The sequence below is a fragment of the Rhodococcus ruber NBRC 15591 genome (assembly GCF_001894945.1).
In the GTDB taxonomy this organism is placed as follows: Bacteria; Actinomycetota; Actinomycetes; order Mycobacteriales; family Mycobacteriaceae; genus Rhodococcus; species Rhodococcus ruber.
In genome coordinates this window covers 137,970-162,671 of sequence record NZ_BCXE01000034.1, presented here as the reverse complement: position 1 = coordinate 162,671, position 24,702 = coordinate 137,970, and the positions used below count along the sequence as shown (strand labels likewise).

Genomic DNA, 24,702 nt, shown 5'->3' with positions numbered 1-24,702 from the left:
CGGCTACCGTCGCGACGGTGACCACCGTGCCGAGCTCGAACACTCCGTCGCATCCACTGCTGTCCGGACGGACCGCGGTCGTCACCGGAGGAGCGAACGGCATCGGCGCGGCCGTCGTGCGGTTGTTCGCCGAGCACGGTGCCCGCGTCGTCCTCGTCGACACCGATCGCCGGGCGGCCGAGCAGCTCGCCGCCGAAGTGCCCGCCGCGGTTCCGATCGTCGGTGACGCAGCGGACCCGGCGGTCGCGACGGAGGCCGCCGCCCATGACCCGGACGTGCTCGTCAACAACGTCGGCGACTTCCTCCGCGCCGCGACGCCCTTCGCGGAGGCCGACGAATCCGAGTGGGAAGCCCTCGCCCGCGTCAACCTCGACCACGCCCTGCGGATGACCCGCGCCGTCCTTCCCGGCATGATCGACCGGGGGAGGGGCGGTTCCGTCGTCAACGTCACCACGGTCGAGGCGCACCGGGGCATTCCCGGGCACGTCGTGTACGGCACGTACAAGGCCGGGCTGCGGCACTTCACCCGCAGTCTCGCCCTCGAGGTCGGCCGGCACGGCATCCGGGTGAACGCGATCGCACCCGACTTGATCGAGACGCCGCAGGTGCCGTACGAGCGGCTCGTGCCCGAGGCGGACCGGCACCGCTGGCCGGGCTGGGCGCCGCTCGGCGGTCCGGGCCGGCCCGAGGACGTCGCCGGGCCGGCTCTGTTCCTCGCCTCCGACCTCTCCCGCTACGTGACGGGGTCCACGGTGCACGTCGACGGTGGCAGCTACGCGGCCGGCGGCTGGTTCGCCCGCGCCGACGGGTCGTGGACCAATCGTCCCCTCGCGCCCTGATCCCTACCACCGAAGGACCTTTCGCGTGAATCCTCCCACCCTGAGCGTCAATCTCCCCAACTTCGGCGACGTGCTGGCCCGCGACAACTACGCCCACCTCGTGGACGTCGCGGTCCGGGCGGAGGAGAGCGGGGTGGACCGGGTCGACGTCACCGACCACGTCGTGATGGGGTCCGACACCTCCGGTTACGCGTGGGGACCGTTCGCCACCGAACCCGATGCGATGTGGCTCGAACCCATGACCGTGCTGGCGGTGATCGCCGGCCGGACCCGCACGATCCGCCTCGGCACCGGCGTGATCATCGCGGCGTTGCGGGGCGCGGCCGTGCTCGCCAAGACCGCGGCCACCCTGGACCACCTGTCGGGCGGGCGGCTCGACCTGGGCGTCGGAACCGGCTGGCAGGAGAAGGAATACGAGGCGGCCGGGTTGAGCTTCCGCGAGCGCGGGCCGCTGCTCGACGACACGCTCGCCGCCTGCCGGGCCCTGTGGGAGCACGCCCCGGCCTCGGTGCAGCGGCCCAGCGTGGCCTTCACCGAGGTGTACTGCTCGCCGCGCCCCGGGGACCGGCGGATCCCGGTCTGGGTCTCGGGATCGTTGTCGAAACCGGTGATCCGCCGGCTCACCCGCTGGGGCGACGGGTGGATTCCCATCATGGGTGCCGGACCGGACGAGCTGCAGCGGGGCCGCGACCTGCTCCGTGCCGCGCTCGAGCGGGAGGAACGCGACCCCGACCACCTGCAGATCCGCGGGCGGCTGCAGGTGGTGCACGAGGCGAGCGGCGAGATCGCCGTGCCGGAGACCGCTCGGGCGGTGAAAGAGCTCCTTGCCGTCGGCGTCACCGATGTGATGGTCCCGCTGACCATGGTGCATCCCGATCCGGACCGGGCCGCGGACCGGCTCGGGACGCTCGTCACGGTGCTGCGGGAGGCGGCAGCCTAGAGCGACGGTCCCACCACGACCTGCGGTGCGGTGGCATCATGCCGGGGTGGAACGTGCATGGATGCAGCCGCTCGCCGAACTCGGCGCGGGCACTGTCACCGCGCTGGTTCCCGACACCCTCGTCGACCTGCTCGGCCGCGGTCTCGCCCTCCGGTACGCCGGCCGTCCGGTCGAGACGACCGTGCAGGGAGCGCCGCTACGTGCCGTCGTCGACGGCGTCCGAATCCGTCGTGACCGCGCGCATCTGCGCGCCCGCGTGCGGCTGAGCCGACTCGACTGGGACGACCGGCGCATCGACAGCCTGACGGTGACCGCACACGGGCTGCGGATCGTGCCGGGCTTGTCCACCCGGATCAGCGCGGCGCGTCTCGACGTGCAGGGCGTCGCACCGATCACCGTCGTGCTGGACTGGTTCAACTCCCTCGACACGCCGTGGCGGCTGAGTCACGGGGACGACATCCGCGCCGATCACCGTCGGCTGAACGTCAGCGCCGTCGTGGACGGGGCGGTCGTCGACGACGTCGCCTACGTGGAGTTGCTGCGCCTGCGCTGCTACGGCCTGCTCGTACCGGTCGTCGCGGCTCGGCGGGTTCCGTTGCCGCCGTTGCCGGCCGGGATTCGCAAGGTGTACGCCGCCCGACGAGGCGACGACGTGCGGTTCGGTTTCGAGATCGCGGACGTCGACGGTGTGCTGCCCTTCGGGGACAGGCCACGCAAGTAGTCGCGCACTGTTCGCCGTCCGAACCGGACGGTGTCGGGTCAGGGCCGCCGGGCGGCCCACGCCGTGCGGACGCTGCGGACCGTCAGATCCGGTCGCCGCGCCAGGTGTTCGGGGCTGCCGGGCGACAGCAGGCGATCGAGCCGGTCGAGGTCGTCCCTGTCCAGCCGATCGTCGAGCGCGTCGCGGATGCGGGCCAGGTAGGTCGATGCGTACCGCACCGTGTTCGATTGTGCCGCAGTGGCTTCCGTCGAGAATCGTTGCCGGTCGGCGACCTCGAACCCGGCGCGCTCGAGGTGGGCGTGCCAATCGGGGTGGGCGTTCCACCCTGCCTCCGTGAGCGCCCGAAGGCAGCGCTCCTCGAGGCCGGGCCGGTCCTGTCCGGTGTCGTCGGGCAGGAAGCGCGGCAGCTCGTCCATCTCGACGACGACGAGCAACCCGCCGGGCGTCAGGCCGGCGTGGAGGTCGCGCAGCACCCGATCCGGGTCGGCGACCTCGTGCAGCGACGAGGCCGCCCACGCGAGGTCGACCTCGTCGACCGGAAGCCGGGTGGTGTCCAGGTCGGCGAGGACGGTCCGGATGCGTTCGGCGAGGCTGTGTTCGCGGGCGGTGGCGCGGACGCGGTCGAGCATCGATGCCGACCGGTCGACCGCGACGATCTCCGCGTCGGGGAATCGGCGGGCGAGAGCCACGCTGCCGGTTCCGGTTCCCGCCCCCACGTCGGCGATCACCCGGGGACGGGCCGGGGCGTACGGTTCGGCCCACGCCGTCACCTCGTCCAGATACGCGCCGAGCACCTCGGCGTCGAGGTCGAGGAGGTCCGCCAGCCCGGCCTCGTGATGCGTGTGCGGGTGGCCCGGAGAGTGGGTGTGGTGCGTCATGTCGCTCACGGTAGCGGCCGTGGTGCCTATAACGCATACCATCTTGCGTATGACGCAAGATCTGGACGCCGTGATCCGCCGCCGCATCCGCAGCCTGCGCCTGGCCCGCGGCTGGTCGCTCGATTCGCTGGCGGCCCGCTGCCGGCTCAGCCCGTCGACGCTGAGCCGCATCGAGACCGGCAACCGCCGGATCGCTCTCGATCAACTGGTGCCGATCGCCCGGGCCCTGGGCACCACGCTCGATCAGCTCGTCGAATCCGCCGAGGACGAGGACGTGGTGATCCGGCCGCAGCCCGAGCACATGCCCGGGGTGACGACGTGGCTGCTGTCCCGGGAGCGGGCCCTGCACGGCGTGACGGTGGCGAAGATGCGCATCACCCCCGACCGGCCCACCGGAACCGGTGCGGCGGCGGTGCATCCGGGCCGGGAGTGGTTCACCGTGCTCGCCGGCACGGCCCGGCTGCAATTGGGCGAGCGGACGGTGCTGGTGCGGACCGGCGAGGCCGCCGCGTTCTCGACGATGGTCCCGCACGTCATCGGTGCCCACGACGGTCCGGTGGAAATTCTCACGATCTTCGACCACGACGGCGAGCGTGCCCACCTCCACGGTGAGCACGGCTCGTCGCGGCCGTGACGCCGGCGCTACCGCGACATCACCGACGGCCCCTCGGCCCCGACATGCATCGTGTCGTCACCGAGATGTGATCCGTGAGAGACACGTTCAGTCGGGGGGTAGGTCGCGTACGTATCGGCCGGGGGCGGCCTCGAGTGGGGGATGCCGGGCACTGCCGGGCGCGCTCGGCGCGGGCATCTCCTCCCCGCTGTGGGCGAGCACCCAGTCGGCCCAGGCCTGCCACCAGCTGCCCTGCTGCCGCTCGGCGCCCTTCAGCCAGGCATCGGGGTCCGGGCCCGGTGTGCCACCGGTCCAGTAGTGCGCCTTCGGGTTGCCGGGCGGGTTGACCAGGCTGGCGATGTGCCCGGAGAAGCTGAGCACGAACTCGGTGTCGCCGCCGAGCAACTCGGTGGTGCGGTAGCAGTTGCGCCACGCGGTCAGGTGATCGGCGATCGCGCCCGAGACGAAGGTGGGTACGGTGATCGACGTCAGGTCGAGGGGCGTGCCCAGCACGGTGAACGCGCCGGGTTCGACGAGCAGGTTGTCCCGGAAGAGGTCGAGGAACTGCCCGTGCAGGGCGCCGGGCAGGTTGGTGCCGTCGGCGTTCCAGGCGAGGATGTCGAAGGCCGGCGGGGTGCGCCCCATGAGGTAGTTGTTGACCACGTAGTTGAACACCAGATCGTTCGGGCGCATCCAGGTGAACGCCGAGCCCATGTCCCGGGCGCTGATGAGGCCCTTGCGGCGGGACCGGCCCTTGGCGAACCGGATCAGGGCAGGCCGGGCGAACGCGCCGAGCAGTGCCGGATCGCCGAAGTCGAGCATCGTCACCGCATACGCCATGCTGTGCACCCGGTCGTCGCCCCGGGCGGCCAGATGGTTGAGCACCGTGGTGGCGAGGATCCCGCCGGCGCAGAAGCCGATCAGATTCACCTCGTCGCTGCCGGTGATCTCCCGTACCTCGTCGATCGCGCGCAGCACCCGCCCGGCGTAGGTGTCGAAGTCCCAGTCACCCTGCTCGGCGGTGGGATTGCGCCACGACAGCAGGAAGGTCTGCTGGCCCCGGCCGACGCTGTACTCGACGAAGCTGCGTCCCGGGCGCAGGTCCAGGAAGTAGTACCGGCCGATGGGCGGGGGCACCACGAGCACCGGCCGGCGGCGGACCGTCGCCGTGGTCGGGGTGTACTGCAGCACCTCGGCGACCTCGTCGCGGGAGATCACCGCCCCCGGGGTCACCGCCAGGTCGGTGCCGACGGTGAAGGCGCCGCGTCGGACCATCGACGGCATGCCCCGGTTCTCGACCACATCGGAGACGAAGTGCTTCGTGCCGCGCACCAGGCTGAGGCCGGCGGTGTCGAACGCCTCCTTCAGCGCGGCGGGGTTGGTCCACAGGTAGTTCGTCGGCGCCAGGGCGGCGGTGAGGATGTCGGCGGCGAATTTGGCCTCGGCGGCCCGGCGTGGGTCGATGCCGCGGCCGACGTCGGCGACGACGCCGTCGACGGCGTCGGTGGCGGCCAGGTAGGTCTGCTCGAGCCGGCGGTAGGCCGGGTGCGTGCTCCACGCCGGATCGGCGAACCGGCGGTCCCCCTCGGCGGGGGCCACCGTGGATCGACCGGCGGCGATCTTCGCCAGTTCCTTGCCGAACGCCGCGCCGTGCCGGGCCACGGTCCGGCCGTGACCGAACACGTCGGCCAGGGCACCGACGGCCGCCCCGAGCCGCGGCGGCGCGACGTCCTCGCCGCCGCCGATCGACTCCTCGACGCTGTCCCCGATCACCGATCGTGTCTGGGTCATCTCGCGCCTCCCTTCGACACCTGGATTGTCGCACCGGATCGGTGTCCCAGCGGCCGGGTATTGCGTAGGCGACAGGTGCAGTCGTCGGAACCGGGCCACTCGGGCCGGTACCGGCCGTGCCGGGCCCCCGTCCGGTGATCGTGACAAGCGTCCAGTTCGCAATCACGTCCACGTGTTACGAGCCGGTCGGCGGGGCGCCACCGCCACTCGGGGCGGAGTCGTTGTTGCATGTGCGGTGGCAAGTGATGCCCGCATCGGGCGGCGTGTGCGCATCACTTGCTCGGTATGAGGGGCAGCTATCGGACGAGTCGGACCGCGACCAGAGGGGCGTGCGGGAAGATCTTCTCCGTACCGTCGGGCATGAACCCGTTACGGCGATAGAAGCTGTGGGCGCGGGGATTGTCCTCGGCAACCCACAGTTGAGCGGGTTCTCCGACGAGAACGGCATCGAGAAGTAGTTGCCCGGCACCGCTTCCGTGGTGTTCGGGGAGGAGATAGAGGGTGTAGAGCTGGAGGTCTCGGACGGGGTCGTCGTCCTCGATCGGTGGGCCGGCAGCAGCGAACCCGACGATGTCTCCGTGTGTTTCGGCGACGCGGAGTCGTGGCGGACGGTGCAGCCCGTTCAGTACGGAGCGCCACATGGCTGTGCGCTGCTCGAGCGCGGTGGCGTCGAAGTACGAGCTGGGGAGGAGGCTGCCGTAGGTTGCCTGCCAGGTGGCGACCTGCACTCGAGCGATCGCCTCGGCATCGGCGGGCTCCGGTTCCCGCACGTGAAACCTCGCAGCCTCCTGCACGGTTCGAGACTACCGTTCGTCCCGAACATGACGGCGCAGACGTGCATCGCTCCGTCTACGGACGTCCGGAACTGTCTGGCGCTCACCGTGGGGTCCGACGCTCGAGGGCACCGGCCGCGGCGACAGCGACCACCCTTCGGCCGCGGGGCGTGAGTTCGAGTTCGGCACCCCGATCGGGGAGCCGGCGATCACCACGGATCTGTTGCTGCACCGGCGTGGTGCAGTGTATGTCACTGTGTGCGAACGGGATTGCAGTCGGACGGCCGTCGAACAGTCGATGGTCCGTTCGGCCGTCCCGGACCAGTGTGCCGCCCAGGGTGACGAAAGGGGTGGTGCTGGGGATGTATTCGGATTCGGACGGGCCCGGAAATCACTGGAACAGTATTGTATCGAAAACGCGTACGTTCTAGAATCGGGGTATGGCCACGGTCGAGTACGACTCGACGGCCGGCGGCTCCGGAACTCGCCGGTACCGCTCTTCGCTGCGCCGGATGCAGGCAGCCCAGACGCGGAGGGTCGTGCTCGAGGCCGCCACCCGCTTGTTCGCCGAGCGCGGCTGGGTCGGCACCGGGATGCGCGAGGTCGCGCGGACCGCCGGGGTGTCCGTCGAAACCGTCTACGCAACGTTCGGATCCAAGGCGGATCTGTTGAAGTCGGCGCTGGACGTCGCCGTCGTCGGCGACGACGCGCCGGTGCCACTGGCCGCCCGGCCCGCCTACACGGCGATCGGTGCCGGGCGCACGACCGGCGAGCGCATCGAGATCACCGCGCGCATGATTGCCCTGATCAACGCGCGCCTCCATCGCCTGGCCGCGGCACTGCGCCAGGGGGCGACGGTCGATCCCGCGCTCGCCGCGGTGGTTGCCGATCTGGAGCGGCAACGCAGGCTCTCGATCGCCGACGTCGTCGGCGTGATTCTGGGCCGCCACCCGGATCCCGGTCAGGTCGACGAATTGTGGGTTCAGGCCGGGGACCAGGTCTACGCCCTTTTCATCGAAGGATGCGGCTGGAGTCGGGTCCGCTACGAGGCGTGGCTCATCGACCGCATCGAAGAAATTCTCGATCGCCCGGGGTGAGACTCGGGTGCCCATGGCTGGAGACGAACATGACAACCGACACTCTGCCCCCCGCCGACACGCGGATCATGCGTGTCGTGCACAGCGCGCTGCGCCGCGATCTGACGCGCGCCGCCCAGGTACTGCGTACCGCGCCTGCGCCCGAACGGACCCAGCGGGTCGCCCTGGCCGATCATCTGGTGTGGATGATGCAGTTCCTGCACCTGCACCACAGCGGCGAGGATCAGGGACTGTGGCCCCTGGTGCGCGCCGTGAACCCGGCCGCCGAGGCCCTGCTCGACGAGATGGACGCCGACCATGCGCGGATCGGCCCCGAGATCGAACGGGTGACCGCTGCGGCCACCGACTACCGTGCCGATCCCGCGGCCCGAGAAGATCTGGTGCATGCCCTCACCGCACTCGAACAGGTACTGCTGCCGCATCTGCAGCGCGAAGAGGACGAGATGATGCCGGTCGTCGCCCGGACCCTGACCCGTCGTCAGTGGGACGAGGTGGAGCAGAAGGTGTTCATTGCCTCGAAGACGAAGCGGGAGTTGGGGATCGAAGCTCACTGGGTGGTCGACGGGGTCGATCGGGAAGACTACGACGTCGCCGTCGGCAAGGTCGGCCCCGCTACTCGGTTCCTGCTGCGGCATGCGTTCGCACGACCGTATCGGCGGGCATGCGCCGCTCGGTGGGGCGCCGACGTCGATGTCGGCCCGCGGCTGCACCGGCCGCCCCGCACCGAGGGGTCGGTGGAACTGCGGATCGACACCCCGGCCCGGCAGCTGTACGACGCGGTCGCCGACGTCACGCGCATCGGGGAGCGCAGCCCCGAGTGCCGCAGCTGCGAGTGGCCGCCGGGACGATCGCCGGGGACGGTGGGGGCCCGCTTCCGCGGACGCAACCGCGCCCATCACATACGCTGGTCCCGGGTCTGCGAGGTGACCGCCGCCGATCCTGGCGAGAGGTTCGAATTCCACACCGTCTCGGACCGGCGCAACCCGCTCTACCACGACTCGACCACCTGGTCCTACGTGTTCCGGACCGACGGTGACGGGACCCGGGTGACGCACTCGTACCGGATCGACGTACTGCCGTACCGCCCCCTGCTCGCGCTCTACTCCCGCCTGCATCCGCAGCACCAGGACATGCGGCCACAGATGCGACAGAACCTGGAGACGCTGCGGCGGCAGGCCCGCGCCGGCACGCCTACAGGGCCGACTCCTGCCTCATACACCTGACGCGCATGCCACGCCGATCTGTCCGAAGGGTGCTACGAGGGCTCGGTGCCCTGATCCTGCCGGTGCGACATTTTCGACGTGCACTCCACGAAGGCGCCGACCGCGTCCGCGGTCTGCTCCCGATGGTGTTCGCGGCCGGCCCGGCGAACCGGTCGGACGGCTTCCTTGAGCTGAACCTGCTCGCGTGCGAGGGGCGCATCGATCCCGACGACGAGGAGATCGGCGCGGTGTGGGCCGCCGTGGACCGAGCCGACCGGAAGCTCGCTCCCCGGCAGCATCTGGCGTGACCCCCGGTTCGTCCCGACCGGTGCCGCGATCGAGGCGCTCCCGCGTGGCATCCCCCATGTCGTGCCATGTTCGACGGCCCGGTGCGAGTGGGGATCCGCCTGCGCTGCAGAGGTGGAATAGAAACGGGATTGAAGTGGAAATATTGCGTTATATGGTCGCAGTCGAGACTATATATGAGTGAAGGAGATGTCCGTAGCGGCCGCAGCTGTCGAACTGGGAGTCAGCAGGCGACAGGTCGCCCGCTTGGCTCGCGCCGGCGAAGTGGTGGTAGCGCGTGAGATCGGTGACATGCTGCTCCTGGATGCCGGCTCGGTGCACCGTCGTGCACAGTTGCGCCCGGTCCGCGGGCGGCCCTGGAACGAAGACGTCGCCTGGGCGGCGTTGACGCTGCTGTCCGGGGAGGACGTGGACTGGATACCGGCGGCGCAGATGGCCCGGCTCAAGCACCGGCTCCGGCGATCCAGCGCGCAGGAAGTCGCATTTCTCGCGCGTCGCCGTGCGGCGGTTCATCGCATGCGTGGATGGGCCGGCAGCGCGGCGAACCTCTCCGAGTATCTGGTGCTGACCGGCGCAAGCGCGCTGGTACGACGCCCCGTCGCGAGCAAGTTCGGTTTGGCTGCGAGCCGGAGAGGGATCGACGGATATGTACTGGCGGAGGAGTACGACGGTCTTGTCGATCACTTCGGTTTGACCGTCGACGGGGATGGTGACATCACTGTGCGGGCGGTGACGATCGCGGATGCCTTTCGTGGGGGAGAGGTGCCGCTGGCAGCTGTCGCAGTGGATCTGATGGACTCTCTCGACACTCGCGAGCGTAGCGCCGGCACGCGGGTGCTACAGAATTTGCTCGATGACGTCCGGTGACCGGCCGAGATGGGAAGTGCCGGCTCCTGTCGGCGGGTGGACGCCGCCGTGGCCCCAGGTAGCGGAACTGTCCCGGACGATCTCGCGCCCCGTCATCGACCGAAGGTGGCCGGCCGTGAGGTATTCGCCGTGCCTGCAGGAACTTCGGCTCTCCGCAAGACCGTCGACTGCATCGTCGAGTACGACGACGGATCGATCCGGCTGAGCGTTCCTGACGTCCTCGGTGCGCTGGTGCTGAAAGGTGCTGCCTACAAGGAGGACGCACGGGACCGAGCGCGGCACCTCGACGACGCGGTGGTGTCGGCGTGTGCGATGAACGATCCGTTGGGCGACAGCCTACGCATGGAAGGCAGTGATCGTGGACGGGTCCGGGTCTTGGCCGACGCATTGGCCGCAGAGTCGCATCCGTCCTGGTTGCAGGTTCCCGAACAGTTCCGAAGTCAGGGGTACCACGCACTTCTTCGAGTGGTCGAAGAGCCGAAGCCTGTTCCGCCGCAGCGGAGACTGGGGAGGTAGGGGCGAGCGCAATGTGCTCGGTGGCAGCAATTCCGTTGCTCTGGGACGATTTCCGCCAGAGACGTCACGAAGCCGTTCCACGTGCGCTGCCCTCGGCTCCGCAAGAGAATTGCTGAGCCATCCGTGGCGTGTCGACGAGGACCGAGAGCCGGTGAACCGACGAGACGCGTTACCGCGAAAGGCGCTCCGTCACCATCTCGATCCCCGAGACGGCAACCGGCGAAGTCCTACCGGAGCGGCTTCAGAAAGTCGAAGAACCCGGGTGTGTGCACCTGCCGCAGCCGGGTGAGCTTGCGGTAGCTGATCAACCACACGCCGTCGACCTTCCGGTACTCCTCGTGGTAGTGGCCCCAGCCGTGCAGGTGTTCCTCGACGGTCCCGTTCGTCCACCACAGTTCGTCCTCCATCGCCCAGATGCCGGTCGCGGTGGTGTCGCCGGTGAGGGTGATCTCGGGAGTGTGACCGTGGTGCGCACTGGTGACCGGAGTGCCTCCGTCGAGCAGGTTCTCGATGGCGCGCCGCAACGGTTCGCGGCCCACGACCCGATTGGACCGTCCACCGGTGCGCGGCTGGGTGTCCTCGGGCAGACCGCCCCAGGTCTCGCTCACCACGTCCTCGGTGTGCAGGGTGGGGTACAGATCCCACTGCTTGGTGTCCATCACCCGCAGCCGTGCGGCGAAGAGCCGCTTGATCTCCTCGACGGCCAGCAGTTGTTCCGCGGCGCTCGGTGTCAGGCCCGCGTCGGTCTGTGTCACGAAGGTTTCCCCCTCACTCGGATCGGAGCAACGTCACTTCACGGTCGGCGGTGAGATCGACGACCAGTTCCCGGCGCGAGATGCGCCAGCCGTCCGGCTCGCGCCGGTACTCGTCCCGATAGCGGACGGACACCGTGTAGTCCCGGTAGCCGTCGCCGCTCGGGTACACGTGGTGCGCCTCGCAGTACAGCTCGCCCCGGGCGCGGTCGCCGTCGAGGTCGATCACGTGCTGGCCGAGGACGTGGCGTGTGGAGTGCAGGTGCGCGACCGCGGCGAGCACCCCGTCGGCGATCGGTCCGGCACCGGTGAGCACCGGGTCGTGTCCGCGACGGACCAGCCCGGGCGGCTGCACGAACTCGGCGTCGTCGGTGAAGAGCGAACGCAGCACGGCCGGCTCGCGGCGGTCGACGGCACGGGCGTACCGTGCGACGACGTCCGTGAGCGCGAGGCGATCCTCGAGTGGGCTGCTCATGCCGGCATTCTCCATCGCTCGACGTCCGGCGCGCGCTCGTCGTCCCACTGATCGGTCGGCGACGAGGCCGCTCCGGGGCGGGTGAAGCGCAGGACCGGGCAGCTGCCCGGGTGGTCGGCGACGGTCACGACGAGACCGGGGTGGTCGGTGACGGCGGGCAGCAGCGCGGCGTACGTCGTCGCAAGCGCGTCGGCGAACGTGCGTCGGTGCGGACTCACCGGTCCCGCAGCGCCGGGGCGCAGCACGGACGTCGTCGCGGTCCCGCCGGGCGGCGACGCGTGGTGCTCGCCGGTGACCACGACGTGGTCGAAGCGGTCGGCGGTGATCTGATCGTCGTGGTTCTCGATCCCGACGAGCACCGCGATGTGGGCGGGGTCGAGGAGGGACTCGGCGGCGTCCGCCAGCACCCGCACCGTGCGCGGCAGCCCGTGGGCCGGCATCAGCACGGCGCGGTGGCCGGTGCCGATCGCGCTGACCCACGGTCCCAGCAGCGAGAACAGGGGTGCGGTGCGGCTTCCCACGATGGCCACCGTCCCGGCGTCGTGGTGCGGGCCGCAGTGCCACAGCGCCCCCGACGGTCCGGATATCCGGTAGGTGGGCCGACCGGCGCTACCCCAGCCTTCCAACGACTCCCGCACCCGGTGCAGTGCCGTCAGGGACGTGAGGATGTCGTCCATGACCACGTGGGTCGGCAGTTGTCCGTCGAAGTCGGCGTGGACCGCCTCGGTGAGCGGCTTGTGGTGCTGCACGAGCAGATCGATCATGGCGCGGACGGGCCGGACCCGGTGGCCCGGATCGGTGGCCGACGCCGTGGACGGCGTCCGGCGCTGCCGATCGAGCACAGCGGAAAGTTGCTCGGGGAACGAGGATCCCATGGAGGCCTCCTGTCGTCACCGCCGCGCACCCGCCCCGTTCGGGTCAGGTCAGCGACGCTTCGTGGATCGCGCGGTCGAATTCGGGCAGCGGCCCCCCGGCTTGCAGGGTGGTCGCGAGGGCCGGGTCGGCCAGGTGCAGGCGGCCGACGGCGATCAGGTCGAATTCGCCGCTGTCGATCCGTCGTTCCACCTCGTGGACGTTGTCGTCGATCGGTGCCGAGCCGCTGATCCGGCTCTCCCGCAGCGACTTGCCGATGCCGACGCTGCCGACGGCCATGGTGGTCACGCCCGTCAGCTGCTTTGCCCAGCCGGCGAGCGAGAGGTCGCTGCCCTCGAAGGCGGGGGTGTCGAAACGGCGGATGCTCGCGTCGAGGATGTCGACGCCGGCCTCGACGAGAGCGCCGAGGATCACCTTCAGCTCGTCGGGCGTCTCGGCGATGCGCGCGGTGTAGTTCTGCTGCTTGTGCTGCGAGAAGCGGAACACGATGGGCAGATCGTCGCCGATCTCGGCGCGGATGGCCGCCACGACGGCCGCGGGGAATCGGGTGCGCCGCTCGAGGTCACCGCCCCACGCGTCGGTCCGGGTGTTGGTGCCCTCCCACAGGAACGAGTCCAGCAGGTAGCCGTGCCCGCCGTGCAGCGCGATGCCGTCGAATCCGGCCTCGGCGGCTGCGGCGGCGGCGCGAGCGTAGGCCGCGATCACGTCGGCGATGTCCTGCTCGGTCATCGCCTCCGTCGGCCGGGTGGCCCACGCGACGTAGTCCTCCGGGTACGAGGTGATGCCCAGGGTGCCCCAGCTGCCCGACGGACGCATCGGCTTCAGTGCGGGATCGACCGCGCTCATCGCGCCCCACAACGGTCCGACGTGCCACAACTGCGGGACGATCCGGCCCCCGGCGTCGTGTACTTCGTCGACGACCCGGCGCCACCCCGCGAGTGCCTCGGTGCCGTGCATGCGCGGAACACGCGGATTGTCCACGGCCGTCGGGTGATCGATGGCGACACCCTCGGTGACGATCAGGCCCGTCCCACCCGCGGCCCGCCGCCGGTAGTAGGCGGCGACGTCCTCACCCGGCACACCGTCGATCGAGTACGACCGCGTCATCGGTGACATCACGATGCGGTTCGCCAACTCGAGCGAACGCACACGGAGCGGGCGGAAGAGCGGGGAGGAGGAAGCCATGCGGTCGAAACCCTCTCTCGGACGGTACGGACGTGGCTGCCGTGCGGCAGACCGGGTATGGAAGCGGCCCGCCGGCCGGGTACGACACCGGCCGGCGGGCCTGTAGGACGCAGATTTCCACGCGGCACCGCCCCTGTCGATCGGGTGTCCCACTCAGTGCGATGGAACCCGGCGCGAGGGAACCCCGCTCACCGCAGCTTGATGCTGCCCCCGTCGGCCATCAGCGTCTGCCCCGTCATGTACTTCGAGTCGTCGGAGGCGAGGAACACCACCACCGGCGCGATGTCCGTCTCCGGGTCGCCGATGCGCTGCAACGGCACCTTCGCCGCCGCGGCGGCCGCCCGGTCGGGGAACGCCTGCTGCCAGGCCTGCACGCCTTCGGTCGCGGCGAACGGGCACACGACGTTGACGCGGATGCCGTCGGCGGCCCATTCGTTCGCGGCCACCCGGCTGACCGCCCGGATCGCCTCCTTCGCCGCCGCGTACGACGTCTGCGTCGGCATGCCGTCGAGGGCGGACCCGGAGCCGAAGTTGACGACGGAACCCCGGGCCTGCTTGAGCTGCGGGTAGCAGGCCTGCATGAGGTGCACGGTGGGGTAGAACCCCGTGCCGAACGACAGCTCGAACATCTCCGGGGTGTGCTCGACCAGCAGTGCCTGGCGCGACGCGTGCGCGTTGTTGACCAGGATGTCGATGCCGCCGAACGCCGCGACGGCGGCGTCGCGGATCTGGTCCGCGCTCTCGCGCCGGGAGATGTCGGCCTGCAGGAACTTCGCCTCACCGCCGGCCCCGGTCAGCTCGGACTCGAGCGCGCGCCCCCGATCGTCGTCGACGTCGACGAACAGCACGCGGGCGCCCTCGCGGACGAACACGCGGGTCACCGCGCGGCCGATCCCGCCCGCACCGCCGGTGACGACGGCGGTCTTCCCGCGCAGTTTCACGGCCACGTCCCTTCCACTCATGCGCCGACGGGGTCGCCCGTGGCGAGCGCGACCTTCTCCAGTTCGGCCACACTGTAGGCGGCGTAGGTCTCGTACGGGCCGCGACCGGAGAAGTAGGACGAGAGCTGGTCACCGAGTTCGTCGACGGTGAACGCGGAGCCCGCGGCGTCGAAGCGGTGCTCGACCTTGGGGGCCTCCATGAGCGCGACCATCTTGCCGTACACGACGAAGACCTGACCGTTGACCTCGTCGGAGGCGGGGGAGGCGAGGTACCGGACCAGGGTGGCCACTCGCTCGGGCGCGAGCGGGTCCAGACCCGACGCGCCGGTGTTGTTCTCGCCGAATGCGTCCGCAGTCATGGCCGTGCGGGCGCGCGGGCAGATGGCGTTGGCCCGCACCCCGTACCGCGACAGGCCCTGGGCGGTCGACAGGGTCAGGGCGGTGATGCCGGCCTTGGCGGCCGAGTAGTTGGGCTGCCCGGCCGAGCCGAACAGGAACGCCTCGGAGGAGGTGTTGATCACGCGGCCGTAGACGGGGCCGTTCGCGTCCTTCGACGCCTGCCGCCAGTGCACGGCCGCGGCGCGCGACGTCGCAGCGTGGCCCTTGAGGTGCACCCGGATCACGTCGTCCCAGTCCGACTCGGACAGGTTGAAGATCATCTTGTCGCGCAGGATGCCGGCGTTGTTGACCAGGATGTCCATCGATCCGAACTCGGTGACCGCGGTGCGGACGAGTTCCTCGCCGAGCGCCCAGTCCGAGACGTCGCCGGTGACGGCGACGGCGCGGCCTCCGGCGGCGCGGATCTCGTCGACGACGTCGTGGGCGGCGGCGCCCATGTCGTTGACGACGACGGCGGCCCCGGCGTCGGCGAGGGCGAGGGCTTCGGCACGGCCGAGGCCGGCGCCTGCTCCGGTGACGACGGCGGCGCGGCCGTCGAGGGTCAGGTTCTGGGTCATGATGGGCTCCTTGGGTCCGTGCGGGAGTGCAGAACGGTGACTGAAAACTAGTATTCATTCTAGTACCTGCACAAGGGTGTTCTCCGGCCGCACTCTCGCGAGCCGAGGGTGTTCCCGTAAGTCCGCAGGCAACCGTGGGGCCTGGCCTTCGCGTCATCATCCGGCCGTTGATCCCGGAACAGGAATATGTTCTACTGAATTTGCTGTGATCCGCGGCATACCCGCGACGATCGCGTGGTCGTGCGCGTCCTGCCCCACCCACGAACCCCGGAAGGACCCGCGATGTCTCTGAACCTGGCCGATCTCACCGAGGCCGTCGTCGATGCGATACCCGACCGGACGGCCCTGATCTGCGGGGACGAGTCCCGGACGTACGCCGAGTTCGACGCGCGCGCCAATCGGGCCGCGCACCACCTCGCGGCCGTCGGAGTGACGGCAGGTGATCATGTGGGCCTGCACATGCGCAACAGCCTCGAGTTCCTGGAGGTCATGTTGGGCTGCTTGAAGATTCGCGCGGTGCCCGTGAACATCAACTTCCGCTACGTGGGTGCCGAGCTCGTGCACCTCTACACCGATGCGGACCTCGTGGCACTCGTGGTCGACGACGAGTTCGCCGACGTCGCGGCGCAGGCCGTGCCGCACACCTCACGGCTGCGGCACATCACCGTCGTCGGAAGCGCCGAGACGGCGGCGCTCGAGCAGGCCGCGGCAGCTGTGGACGCGACCGTGGCGCGGTACGCGGAGGCGGTGGAGAGCGCCTCGGGGGAGAGGGATTTCGGTGCGCGGAACGGCGACGACCGGTACATCCTCTACACCGGCGGCACGACGGGCATGCCCAAGGGCGTGATGTGGCGGCACGAGGACTTCTACTTCGCGGCGCTGGCCGGCGGCAACCCCTACGGCGAACCGCACCGCAGCCCTGCCGATCTCGCCGCGGCCGCCGCGGCCAACGAGCACCCGATGTCCTATCTCGTCACGGCGCCGCTCATGCACGGGGCCGCGATGTACTCGGTGCTGATGGGGCTGTTCACGGGTGCGAAGCAGGTGCTGATGCGGTCGTTCGATCCGATCGAGGCGCTGCGCCTGATCGACCGGCACCGGATCGCGATCGTGATGGTGGTCGGCGACGCCATCAGCCGGCCGCTGGCCGACGCGGTCGCCGCCCGCGGCACGGAGTTCGATCTGAGCTCTCTGCTGGTCATCGGCTCCGGCGGGGCGCTGTGGTCGGCGAGTGTGCGCGCACACCTGGCGGAGCTGCTGCCGAACGTCTACCTGCGCAACTCCTTCGGCTCGTCGGAGGCGGGCGCGACCGGCACCCTCGACGCCGGCTCCGACGGCCGTGCGCGGATCTCCCCGTCGCCGACGCTGCGGGTGGTCGACACGGATCTGGCCGAGGTCGAGCCCGGCTCGGAGACCATCGGTTACCTCGCCCGCATCGGCCACGTCCCGCTCGGTTACTACAACGACCCGGACAAGTCCGCGGCGACGTTCCCCGAGTGTGACGGTGTGCGCATGTGCCTGCTCGGGGACCTGGCCACCGTGGAGCCGGACGGTGCGATCGTCGTGCTCGGCCGCGGGTCGGCCTGCATCAACACCGGCGGCGAGAAGGTCTACGCGGAGGAGGTGGAGGAAGCCGTCAAGAGCCATCCGGCCGTCCTCGACGCGGTGGTGGCGGGGATCCCGGATCCGCTTCTGGGCGAGCGGGTCTCGGTGGCCGTCCAGTTCCGTCCCGGTGTGGACGCGCCCACGGCCACGGAACTGGCCGACCACTGCCGGACCCTGATCGCCGGGTACAAGATCCCGAAGACGATCGTGCCGGTTCCCGAGGTGCTGCGTTCGCCCGCCGGGAAGGCGGACTACCGGTGGGCGAGGGCGACGCTCGAGAACGCGACCGTCGACGCCTGACGTCGTCGGACGAGGAACGGCCGGCCCCGCATTCGGGGCCGGCCGTTCCCGGTGTCCGGGGCGGGTCAGCGACCGGCGCGGGCGAGCAGCTCGCGCGACTCGTCGCGGCCGTCGAGCACCCGGGCGGTGCGTCTGCGGATCCGCCACCGGCCGTCGTTCTTGACGAGTTCGAAGCGGTTGGCCGTCACGCGCCAGACCCGGAAGCCGTTCTCGTCGTGGCGCAGCAACTGCGAATGGCAGGTGGCCACGGCCGTGTCACCCTCGACCCGGATGTGCACGGGATCGAGGAGGTGCCCGCATCCTTCGTGGATGTAGTCCTGGTGCGGCCGCGTGCGCACCATCTCCATGATCTCCTTGCGGCCGTTCATGGTGCGCATGTCGACGTCGTAGACGGCGTCCTCGGTCCACAGTTCGCCCACCGCGTCGGCGTCGCCGGCATCGACGGCCGGGCCGTAGGCGGTGACGATCTCCTGGACGGCGATCTTGTCCTCGAGGAGCTGGACGCGGGCGAGGAGGGACCGGACGAGCTCTGCGGTGTCGGTCTCTGCGGTGTCGGTCATGGGGTCTCCTGTTCGGATGGTTCGGCCGGGGCGAAGTCCAGCCCCAGGTCGGTGCCGAGTGCCCGCAGGCACTCGAGTTGTTCGCAGTAGTGTTCGACGCCGGTCGCGGCGACGGTCGCTCCGACCGCGGTGGCGCCGGCCTCGCGACGGCGTTCCAGCGACCGGGCGGTGCGCTCGGGCGCGCCCAGCGGGTCGAGGGGTGCACCGGTGTCGAGGACGACGTCGAAGCCCTCCGGGAGGTCCACCCGGCCGAGCATCGCGGTCAGGTCGGGCAGGGGCAGGCCGAACGGCACCCAGCCGTCGCCGTGGGCGACGGCGCGGCGCAGCGAGCGCAGCGTGCGGCCCCCGATCCACAGCGGGACGCGGGGTTGGACGGCGTGCGGCTCGACGAGCAGGTTCTGGAATTCGTAATAGGACCCGTGGTACTCCGGCAGGCGTCGGGACAGTGCGGCGCGCAACGCGGCCAGGGCGTCGTCGGCGCGGGCGCCCCGGTCCTCGAACGGTGCGCCGAGGAGGTCGAACTCCTCGCGCAGGCTGCCCACCCCGAGGCCGAGCGTCAGACGGCCGCCGCTGAGGACGTCGAGGGTGCCGTAGCGCTTGGCGATCTCGAGCGGGTGGTGGTAACCCAGGACGAGCACCTGAGTGGCGAGCCGGATGCGTTGCGTCCGGGCAGCGAGATAGCTGAGCGTGGCGAGGGGATCCCAGTAGGTGCCGCCGCGGGTGGCCGCCACGTCCACCGGGACGGCGACGTGTTCGCTGCAGGTCAGATGGTGGAAGCCGAGCCGATCGGCGGCCCGGGCCACCCGGGCGAGGTCGTCGATGCCGGCGGTGCGTTCCCACGCTGAGTGCACGCCGGGGTGCTGGACCACGACGGGGCTGACGATTCCGATGCGCATGCGAGCCTCTCCGCTGCCGGGACTGGGAGGGTGTCGGTCCGTTGTACCGGACGGCATCGTTTCGTCGCGGCCGACGTTCCGATCAGCGGGATCCGCGTCGACCGCGGACGCGAGGCGCGTCAGGGTCGCAGGGGGAGATTCGCGCCGCCGATCACTACTGGCGGCGAGAGTGAGCTGATACACTTTCAGAATTCATTTCAGTTTTCCCGCTCCCATCCGGGGCAGAAGTATCGGGAGGCCGCAGATGGCAGTCGTCGAAGCAACGGAACCGACAGCTACCACCGCCCCGCGGCGCGACGTGCCGCCGTCGATGGTCGAACGGATGACGCTCATCCTCGACGCGTTCGAGGGCAGGTCCTCGCGCCTGACGCTGGAGGAGGTGGCCTGCCGTACCCGGCTGCCCCGCTCGACCGTGCACCGCATCCTCGATCAGCTCGTGAAGCTGAACTGGGTCGACCACGCATCCTTCGGCTACTGCCTCGGCCGGCGGGCGCTCGGTCTCGGCGGCGGGGACGGTGGCCACGGGGAGATCCGGGCGTCGGCGGCGCCGCTCCTGCACGAGCTGCACATGCAGACCGGCATGGTGGTCCACCTCGCCGTCCTCGACGGCGCCGAGAGCGTCTACCTCGACAAGGTCGGCGGCCGCTTCGCCGCGGCGCTGCCCTCGCGGGTCGGCGGCCGGGCCCCGGCGTACACCACCGCCGGTGGCAAGGCGATGCTGGCCTGGCTCGAACCCGAGCGCGTCGACGACCTGTACGAGCGGCGCCTGGCCCGCCGCACCGAGCACACCATCGGTGACCTCGCGACCCTGCACCAGGAACTCAGCCGGATCCGGCAGCGGCGCGGCCTGTCGTTCGAGCGCAGCGAGTCCGTGCGCGGCGTCGCGTGCGTCGCCGTCGCTGTGCGCGGGCACGACGGTCCGGTCGCCGCGATCTCGCTGTGCGGCGACGCCCGCACCGCGCAGCTCGAGCGGGTCGCACCCCTCGTGGTGGACGCCGCCCGAGAGGTCTCCCGCAGCCTCTACCCCGAACTCGGCGCCCCGCGCCGGGGCCGCCGGGCGCCCGAACCGCCCGAGAGCACGTGGTCCCCGGACGCGATGGACCGGTTGCTGTCGGTCCAGAGCGGTCAGTGGCTCTGAGGGACTTGTTCGAGGCCTCATGCCGCGAGTTGGCTGCGGTGGTGGGCTTCGTGCCGGTCTCGTCCTGAGGGTCCCGCTTCGACGCGTGCCGCGTCGGTGCCCTACGGACCCCTCGCTCCGTCCCGGCCCGCGAACAGTGCCCGAGGTGAGTGCTTGAGTCGGGTGTCCGCCCCCGGTCGCGGTGGGATACTGGACGAGGGGTGACGGTTCCCGACGGAGGAGTTCTGCGATGACCGAGACCGACCACCGCGAGCATGCAGGCCACGACCACACCCATGGCGAGGGTTGCGGGCATGTGGCCGTTCCGCACGGCGACCACATGGACTACATCCACGAGGGGCACCGGCACGCCGCGCACGAGGGGCACTACGACGACCACTGACCGGCAGGACTCGCCCCGGGGCGCAACCGACCCGCGCATCCGGGAGTTCTGTGAGCGCAATCTGCACTGGAGATGGGTGCTGCCGGGCGGGATCTGCAGCATCGGGGCACTGCTGGGGGTCACGCCGATCCGTGTCGCGGTGGTCGGCGCCTGGCTGATCCTGCTGGGTATCGCGGTGTTCTCTTTGCTCCACCGGCCGATCGGAGCATCGGTGGCCTCGTTCGGCCTCGGAGTGCTGACACCGGCCGCCGTTCCGACGGCGCTGGATCTGCTCGACTCGCTGTGAGTTCCATTCATGGTCTGGGAACCACGGCACCGGCCCACTCCGGGGAGGGCGACAGCGGCCGCCGCCGAACTCGGGGTCGACGAATCGCAGGGCGAGGTCCGAGGCCACGCTCGACGTCGCACACCGACTCCAACGGGGTGCGTGGTGGCGATGGTCGGGACGGGACCGACGATGCCCCCGGCCCCGGCCCCGGCCCCGGCCCCGGCCCCGGCCCTGGCCGTCGCCGGCGGCCCGGTCGCACGGATGGTGATCGAGATCGCCGATGTCGCTATCTGCGCGTGCACCTCTTCTTCACGCAACCGGCGGCAGCCGTCGCGTTGCGCCGCGCTCTGGGCCCGTCGGCTGCGGACCGGCTCGTCGAGTTCGACGCCTTCGTGCCGCACCTGCGCTCGGCCGCGGACGTCACCGCTACCGACGCGCTGTTGCAGTGCCGCGGGGACGCCGGCGCGCCGCACGTGATCTCCGAATTCGTCTCTGCCCGCGACGAACATCCCCGGGGCCTCGCCCTCGCCTCGGTCGTCACAACCGTCGACGCCCTGACATTGTGGGATATGTTGGTTGCCCCTGCCCTGTAGCGGAGGCGAAACCCGGGGGCGTCGCTCGTGGCGACCGCGACGCAGATCGAGCACGCCACCGTCGTGGTGTTCACCGCATGGACATCGCTGGCAGTGGACGATCTCCATCTGCTCGTGGCGCTGGTCGGGCACCTGAACCCGGCGGCGACGGTGGTGCTGCTCGGAGCCGACGCCCCCTTGGTGCTCGATCGGCACGGATTCGACGTCGCCGAGGCGAGCCTCAACCGCGCGGGCTGGATGCACGTGCTCAGCGACACCTTCGCCCCGCGCAGTGTCCACGCACGGGTGTCCACCTTCCGGTATCAGAATCTTCCCCGCTTCATCCCGGCCGTCTGGCTGCGTTGTTCGATGCAGGTCCGGACTCGCCTGTCGGGGCGAATGTGGTACGGGCGGTGGGCTTCTGCCAGCTTGCATCGCGCCCCCACACGGTGGTGCTGTGGGATCAATGTGCCACCGCGTTGCAGTTCACGGCCATGCACACCGACACCGACGCCTGCGCGGAGGAATCGCTCGCCTTCGGCCAGGACATCGCATTCTTCGGCGTCGACCTCGATCCTGCCCGGCTGCAGGACGTGCTGGATGCGTGCATCCTCGATGACGACGAGTTTCTTGCCGGGCCTGCAGGCTGGACGGCTCTGCCGGATCCGCTGCCGCGGCGGGAAACGTAGATCCCGTGCCCGCGCCGGGGCCCGGCGCTTGTGCGGTCCCGGGCTGGTCCGGGAGCAGACTCGGGTGACCGTGGGCCGGTCGGGTAGCAGCGGTGGTCACCGCATCGGCGGAAACACCAGATTCTCGCTGCTGTGGCCGTCGCTACGCGCCGGGTGGCCATCGAACGTCGAGTTCGTCAGGAGAACCACGGTATTCACCAGGGACACAAAAAATCCGGCAAACCGGGCACATCGAAGTGTCGTCGGCGATGTCATCTTCACGGGGACCCTGTCACGGCTGCGGATCGATCCGCCCCCTTCCCGAGTGCTCTCCCGCTTTTCCATGCGCGGTATCCAGCCCGCGCGCGTTCCGTGCGGCAACCGACCCGGCTGCGACCGCGAGTGTTCGTGCCGAGCCCGGGCTGCAATCCGCCGCAACGTTGAGCGGGCTCGCTCCCTCTCCCTACATTCGTGACCCGGGTTACACGGCGTGAGACGAGGACCGTCCCGAAGTCTCGTCACGCTCGGGGCTCGGCCCTGTGCGGCAGGCCCTCAGGCAGAAAGTAGAGGAGAGCAATGGCGCTGAACAAGAGTGCATTACTGAGCGCGTATCGGAAGATGTCGGAGATCCGCGAGTTCGAGGACCGGTTGCACGAGGAGAACGCGACCGGCGACATCCCGGGGTTCATCCATCTGTACTCGGGGCAGGAAGCGATCGCCGTCGGTGTGTGCGAGAACCTGCACGACACCGACTACATCGGCTCCACCCACCGCGGGCACGGCCACTGCATTGCCAAGGGGTGTGACCTCGACGGGATGATGGCCGAGATCTTCGGCAAGAACGACGGATTGTGCCACGGCAAGGGCGGATCGATGCACATCGCCGACCTGTCGGTGGGCATGCTCGGCGCGAACGCGATCGTCGGCGGTGCCCCGTCGCTGGCGATCGGCGCTGCGCTGAGCGCCAAGACCCTGGGGAACGGCGGTGTCGCGGCCTCGTTCACCGGCGACGGCGGATCCAATCAGGGCACCGTGTTCGAGGCCATGAACATGGCGGTCGTGCTCGAGTTGCCGATCGTCTTCGTCATCGAGAACAACGGATTCGGTGAGGCCACCGGCCGCGACTATGCGGTCGGCACACCGAGTATCGCTGCGCGCGCCGCGTCGTTCGGGATGCCCGCCACCACCGTCGACGGTACCGACTTCTTCGAGGTCCACGAGGCGGCGCGCGAGGCGGTCGAGCGCGCCCGCAGGGGAGGCGGTCCTTCCACCATCGAGGCGGTGGCACACCGCTGGCACGGCCACTTCGAGGGCGACGCCCAGCTGTACCGCACCGCGGACCAGGTCGCCGAACTCCGAAGAACCCACGATCCGCTGGTGAAGTTCCGCGCGAAGGTCGACGGCAAGAAGGTCACCGCGAAGGAACTCGATGCGATCGACGCCGAGGCTCGTGAACGGGTCGAGGTCGCCGTCACGAAGGCGCGCGCTGCCGAATACCCGCCGCTGACGAACCTGCTGACCGACGTCTACGTGTCGTACTGAGAGAGAGAACGAAAATGACCACGTCGAAGACGACATATCGCGAAGCGATCAAAGCCGCACTCGCACAGGAGATGCAGCGGGACGCGACGGTCGTGCAGATCGGTGAGGACCTGCGCGGCGGTCACGCCGGCACCAATCCGGAACTCGAGTCCGGGAAGGTGGAGGCGTTCGGCGGTGTGCTGGGGGTGACGAAGGGTCTGTGGACCGAGTTCGGTTCCGACCGTGTCATCGACACCCCGATCACCGAGTCCGCGATCATCGGCATGGCAGCCGGCGCTGCTCTGACCGGGCTGCGACCGGTGGCCGAGTTGATGTTCATGGACTTCTTCGGAGTCTGCTACGACGCGCTCTACAACCAGGCCGCGAAGTTCCGGTACATGTTCGGCGGCAAGGCCCGTACCCCGCTGGTGGTGCGGGGCATGATCGGCGCCGGATTCTCCGCCGCCGCCCAGCACTCGCAGTCACCGTACAACGTGTTCGCCGCCGTTCCCGGCCTCAAGGTCGTCGCCCCGTCGAATGCGTACGACGCCAAAGGCCTGCTGATCCAGTCGATTCGCGACGATGATCCCGTCGTGTTCTGTGAACACAAGACACTCTACGACGTCAAGGGCGAGGTTCCGGACGAGCCGTACACGATCCCGTTCGGTGTCGCCAACTACACCCGTGAGGGCACGGACGTCACGATCATCGCGCTGTCGGCGATGGTGAACGCCGCCAACACCGCCGCGGACAAGCTGGCAGCCGAGGGGATCTCCGTCGAGGTCGTCGACCCCCGCACGGTGTCGCCGCTCGACGAGGAGGGCATCCTCGAATCCGTCGCCTCCACCGGCCGGGTTGTGATCGCCGACGAGTCCGCGGCGCGCTGCGGGTTCGGTCACGACGTCGCCGCGCTGATCGCGACGCGTGCGTTCGGGTCACTGAAGGCGCCGATCGAACTGGTCACCCCGCCGCACACTCCGGTGCCGTTCTCCCCGGTCCTCGAGCAGGCGTGGCTGCCGAACGCCGCTCGGATCGAGGCCGCCGTCCGCAAGGTTGTGAGTGCCTGA

27 protein-coding genes and 1 pseudogene are annotated in these 24,702 nt (G+C 70.0%); 17 read left to right on the top strand and 11 right to left on the bottom strand.

Going from position 1 to position 24,702, the window contains the following annotated elements; genetic code table 11:
• Window positions 1-17 precede the first annotated feature (17 nt).
• The 3 genes from RR3_RS20725 to RR3_RS20715 are packed head-to-tail and all read left to right on the top strand — an operon-like array spanning window position 18 to window position 2,500.
• On the top strand, window positions 18-839 hold the full coding sequence (locus RR3_RS20725) for an SDR family NAD(P)-dependent oxidoreductase (protein ID WP_017679820.1): 822 nt from the start codon (window positions 18-20) through the stop codon (window positions 837-839).
• A 25-nt stretch (window positions 840-864) separates the two neighbouring features.
• Entirely contained in the window at window positions 865-1,779 is a 915-nt protein-coding gene (locus RR3_RS20720; RefSeq protein WP_064066559.1) for a TIGR03619 family F420-dependent LLM class oxidoreductase, read from the top strand.
• 46 nt (window positions 1,780-1,825) lie between these two features.
• Window positions 1,826-2,500 carry a hypothetical protein gene (locus tag RR3_RS20715; protein WP_234420121.1) on the top strand — a complete coding sequence of 225 codons (675 nt, stop codon included), beginning with the start codon at window positions 1,826-1,828 and terminating at the stop codon, window positions 2,498-2,500.
• A 38-nt stretch (window positions 2,501-2,538) separates the two neighbouring features.
• On the opposite strand, the gene RR3_RS20710 is transcribed toward RR3_RS20715, so the two are convergent.
• Entirely contained in the window at window positions 2,539-3,378 is an 840-nt protein-coding gene (locus RR3_RS20710; RefSeq protein ID WP_064066566.1) for a class I SAM-dependent methyltransferase, read from the bottom strand.
• A 49-nt stretch (window positions 3,379-3,427) separates the two neighbouring features.
• Between RR3_RS20710 and RR3_RS20705 the strand changes: the two genes are divergently transcribed.
• Window positions 3,428-4,012, top strand: a complete 585-nt coding sequence (locus RR3_RS20705; RefSeq protein ID WP_010593480.1) for a helix-turn-helix domain-containing protein — start codon at window positions 3,428-3,430, stop codon at window positions 4,010-4,012.
• Between the two features lie 87 nt (window positions 4,013-4,099).
• On the opposite strand, the gene RR3_RS20700 is transcribed toward RR3_RS20705, so the two are convergent.
• Window positions 4,100-5,782 carry a PHA/PHB synthase family protein gene (locus RR3_RS20700; protein WP_017679825.1) on the bottom strand — a complete coding sequence of 561 codons (1,683 nt, stop codon included), beginning with the start codon at window positions 5,780-5,782 and terminating at the stop codon, window positions 4,100-4,102.
• A gap of 296 nt (window positions 5,783-6,078) precedes the next feature.
• The gene (locus RR3_RS20695) at window positions 6,079-6,576 is read right to left on the bottom strand and encodes a GNAT family N-acetyltransferase (protein WP_230831744.1); all 498 of its coding nucleotides are present in this window, start codon (window positions 6,574-6,576) and stop codon (window positions 6,079-6,081) included.
• Between the two features lie 419 nt (window positions 6,577-6,995).
• On the opposite strand from RR3_RS20695, the gene RR3_RS20690 reads away from it, so the two are divergent.
• From RR3_RS20690 to RR3_RS20670, 5 genes are all read left to right on the top strand, one after another.
• Window positions 6,996-7,652: a TetR/AcrR family transcriptional regulator gene (locus tag RR3_RS20690; RefSeq protein ID WP_064066560.1), complete on the top strand. Its 657-nt coding sequence runs from the start codon at window positions 6,996-6,998 to the stop codon at window positions 7,650-7,652.
• Between the two features lie 29 nt (window positions 7,653-7,681).
• Window positions 7,682-8,875 (top strand): hemerythrin domain-containing protein, encoded by a 1,194-nt coding sequence (locus tag RR3_RS20685; RefSeq protein WP_064066561.1) that lies wholly within the window; start codon window positions 7,682-7,684, stop codon window positions 8,873-8,875.
• A gap of 62 nt (window positions 8,876-8,937) precedes the next feature.
• Window positions 8,938-9,162 carry a hypothetical protein gene (locus RR3_RS20680; protein WP_244213182.1) on the top strand — a complete coding sequence of 75 codons (225 nt, stop codon included), beginning with the start codon at window positions 8,938-8,940 and terminating at the stop codon, window positions 9,160-9,162.
• Window positions 9,163-9,349: 187 nt separating this feature from the next.
• Window positions 9,350-10,027 (top strand): hypothetical protein, encoded by a 678-nt coding sequence (locus RR3_RS20675; protein WP_225222675.1) that lies wholly within the window; start codon window positions 9,350-9,352, stop codon window positions 10,025-10,027.
• Window positions 10,028-10,156: 129 nt separating this feature from the next.
• The gene (locus tag RR3_RS20670) at window positions 10,157-10,543 is read left to right on the top strand and encodes a hypothetical protein (RefSeq protein ID WP_234420120.1); all 387 of its coding nucleotides are present in this window, start codon (window positions 10,157-10,159) and stop codon (window positions 10,541-10,543) included.
• A gap of 227 nt (window positions 10,544-10,770) precedes the next feature.
• On the opposite strand, the gene RR3_RS20665 is transcribed toward RR3_RS20670, so the two are convergent.
• From RR3_RS20665 to RR3_RS20640, 6 genes are all read right to left on the bottom strand, one after another.
• Complete coding sequence (locus tag RR3_RS20665; RefSeq protein WP_064066562.1) at window positions 10,771-11,298, bottom strand: nuclear transport factor 2 family protein; 528 nt, start codon at window positions 11,296-11,298, stop codon at window positions 10,771-10,773.
• Window positions 11,299-11,311: 13 nt separating this feature from the next.
• Window positions 11,312-11,770: a nuclear transport factor 2 family protein gene (locus tag RR3_RS20660; RefSeq protein ID WP_010593471.1), complete on the bottom strand. Its 459-nt coding sequence runs from the start codon at window positions 11,768-11,770 to the stop codon at window positions 11,312-11,314.
• The gene (locus RR3_RS20655; protein ID WP_064066563.1) at window positions 11,767-12,645 is read right to left on the bottom strand and encodes an aldehyde dehydrogenase family protein; all 879 of its coding nucleotides are present in this window, start codon (window positions 12,643-12,645) and stop codon (window positions 11,767-11,769) included. The genes RR3_RS20660 and RR3_RS20655 overlap by 4 nt, the downstream gene beginning before the upstream one ends.
• 43 nt (window positions 12,646-12,688) lie before the next feature.
• Window positions 12,689-13,828, bottom strand: a complete 1,140-nt coding sequence (locus tag RR3_RS20650) for an oxidoreductase (RefSeq protein WP_017679832.1) — start codon at window positions 13,826-13,828, stop codon at window positions 12,689-12,691.
• 188 nt (window positions 13,829-14,016) lie between these two features.
• The gene (locus tag RR3_RS20645; protein ID WP_026137560.1) at window positions 14,017-14,769 is read right to left on the bottom strand and encodes an SDR family NAD(P)-dependent oxidoreductase; all 753 of its coding nucleotides are present in this window, start codon (window positions 14,767-14,769) and stop codon (window positions 14,017-14,019) included.
• A 17-nt stretch (window positions 14,770-14,786) separates the two neighbouring features.
• On the bottom strand, window positions 14,787-15,725 hold the full coding sequence (locus RR3_RS20640) for a 3-oxoacyl-ACP reductase (protein WP_010593466.1): 939 nt from the start codon (window positions 15,723-15,725) through the stop codon (window positions 14,787-14,789).
• A 282-nt stretch (window positions 15,726-16,007) separates the two neighbouring features.
• Here RR3_RS20640 and RR3_RS20635 point away from each other — a divergent pair, with 282 nt between their 5' ends.
• Complete coding sequence (locus RR3_RS20635; protein WP_017679834.1) at window positions 16,008-17,630, top strand: acyl-CoA synthetase; 1,623 nt, start codon at window positions 16,008-16,010, stop codon at window positions 17,628-17,630.
• A gap of 65 nt (window positions 17,631-17,695) precedes the next feature.
• On the opposite strand, the gene RR3_RS20630 is transcribed toward RR3_RS20635, so the two are convergent.
• Entirely contained in the window at window positions 17,696-18,190 is a 495-nt protein-coding gene (locus RR3_RS20630) for a nuclear transport factor 2 family protein (protein WP_010593464.1), read from the bottom strand.
• Window positions 18,187-19,086: a TIGR03619 family F420-dependent LLM class oxidoreductase gene (locus tag RR3_RS20625; protein WP_017679835.1), complete on the bottom strand. Its 900-nt coding sequence runs from the start codon at window positions 19,084-19,086 to the stop codon at window positions 18,187-18,189. The genes RR3_RS20630 and RR3_RS20625 overlap by 4 nt, the downstream gene beginning before the upstream one ends.
• A gap of 244 nt (window positions 19,087-19,330) precedes the next feature.
• On the opposite strand from RR3_RS20625, the gene RR3_RS20620 reads away from it, so the two are divergent.
• The 7 genes and pseudogenes from RR3_RS20620 to RR3_RS20595 all read left to right on the top strand — a co-directional run bounded on the left by RR3_RS20620 (window position 19,331) and on the right by RR3_RS20595 (window position 24,702).
• Window positions 19,331-20,224, top strand: a complete 894-nt coding sequence (locus tag RR3_RS20620) for an IclR family transcriptional regulator (protein ID WP_010593462.1) — start codon at window positions 19,331-19,333, stop codon at window positions 20,222-20,224.
• Between the two features lie 253 nt (window positions 20,225-20,477).
• Window positions 20,478-20,606, top strand: a pseudogene (locus tag RR3_RS20615) (zinc transporter permease); the annotation flags it as partial.
• A 76-nt stretch (window positions 20,607-20,682) separates the two neighbouring features.
• Entirely contained in the window at window positions 20,683-20,892 is a 210-nt protein-coding gene (locus RR3_RS20610; protein WP_010593460.1) for a hypothetical protein, read from the top strand.
• A 278-nt stretch (window positions 20,893-21,170) separates the two neighbouring features.
• Entirely contained in the window at window positions 21,171-21,467 is a 297-nt protein-coding gene (locus RR3_RS25230) for a hypothetical protein (protein WP_017679837.1), read from the top strand.
• Window positions 21,468-21,544: 77 nt separating this feature from the next.
• Window positions 21,545-22,135 carry a CobW C-terminal domain-containing protein gene (locus tag RR3_RS25225; protein WP_234420119.1) on the top strand — a complete coding sequence of 197 codons (591 nt, stop codon included), beginning with the start codon at window positions 21,545-21,547 and terminating at the stop codon, window positions 22,133-22,135.
• A gap of 555 nt (window positions 22,136-22,690) precedes the next feature.
• A complete protein-coding gene (locus RR3_RS20600) occupies window positions 22,691-23,656 on the top strand; it encodes a thiamine pyrophosphate-dependent dehydrogenase E1 component subunit alpha (RefSeq protein ID WP_010593458.1) in 966 nt (321 codons plus the stop codon).
• 14 nt (window positions 23,657-23,670) lie between these two features.
• A complete protein-coding gene (locus RR3_RS20595; protein ID WP_017679840.1) occupies window positions 23,671-24,702 on the top strand; it encodes an alpha-ketoacid dehydrogenase subunit beta in 1,032 nt (343 codons plus the stop codon).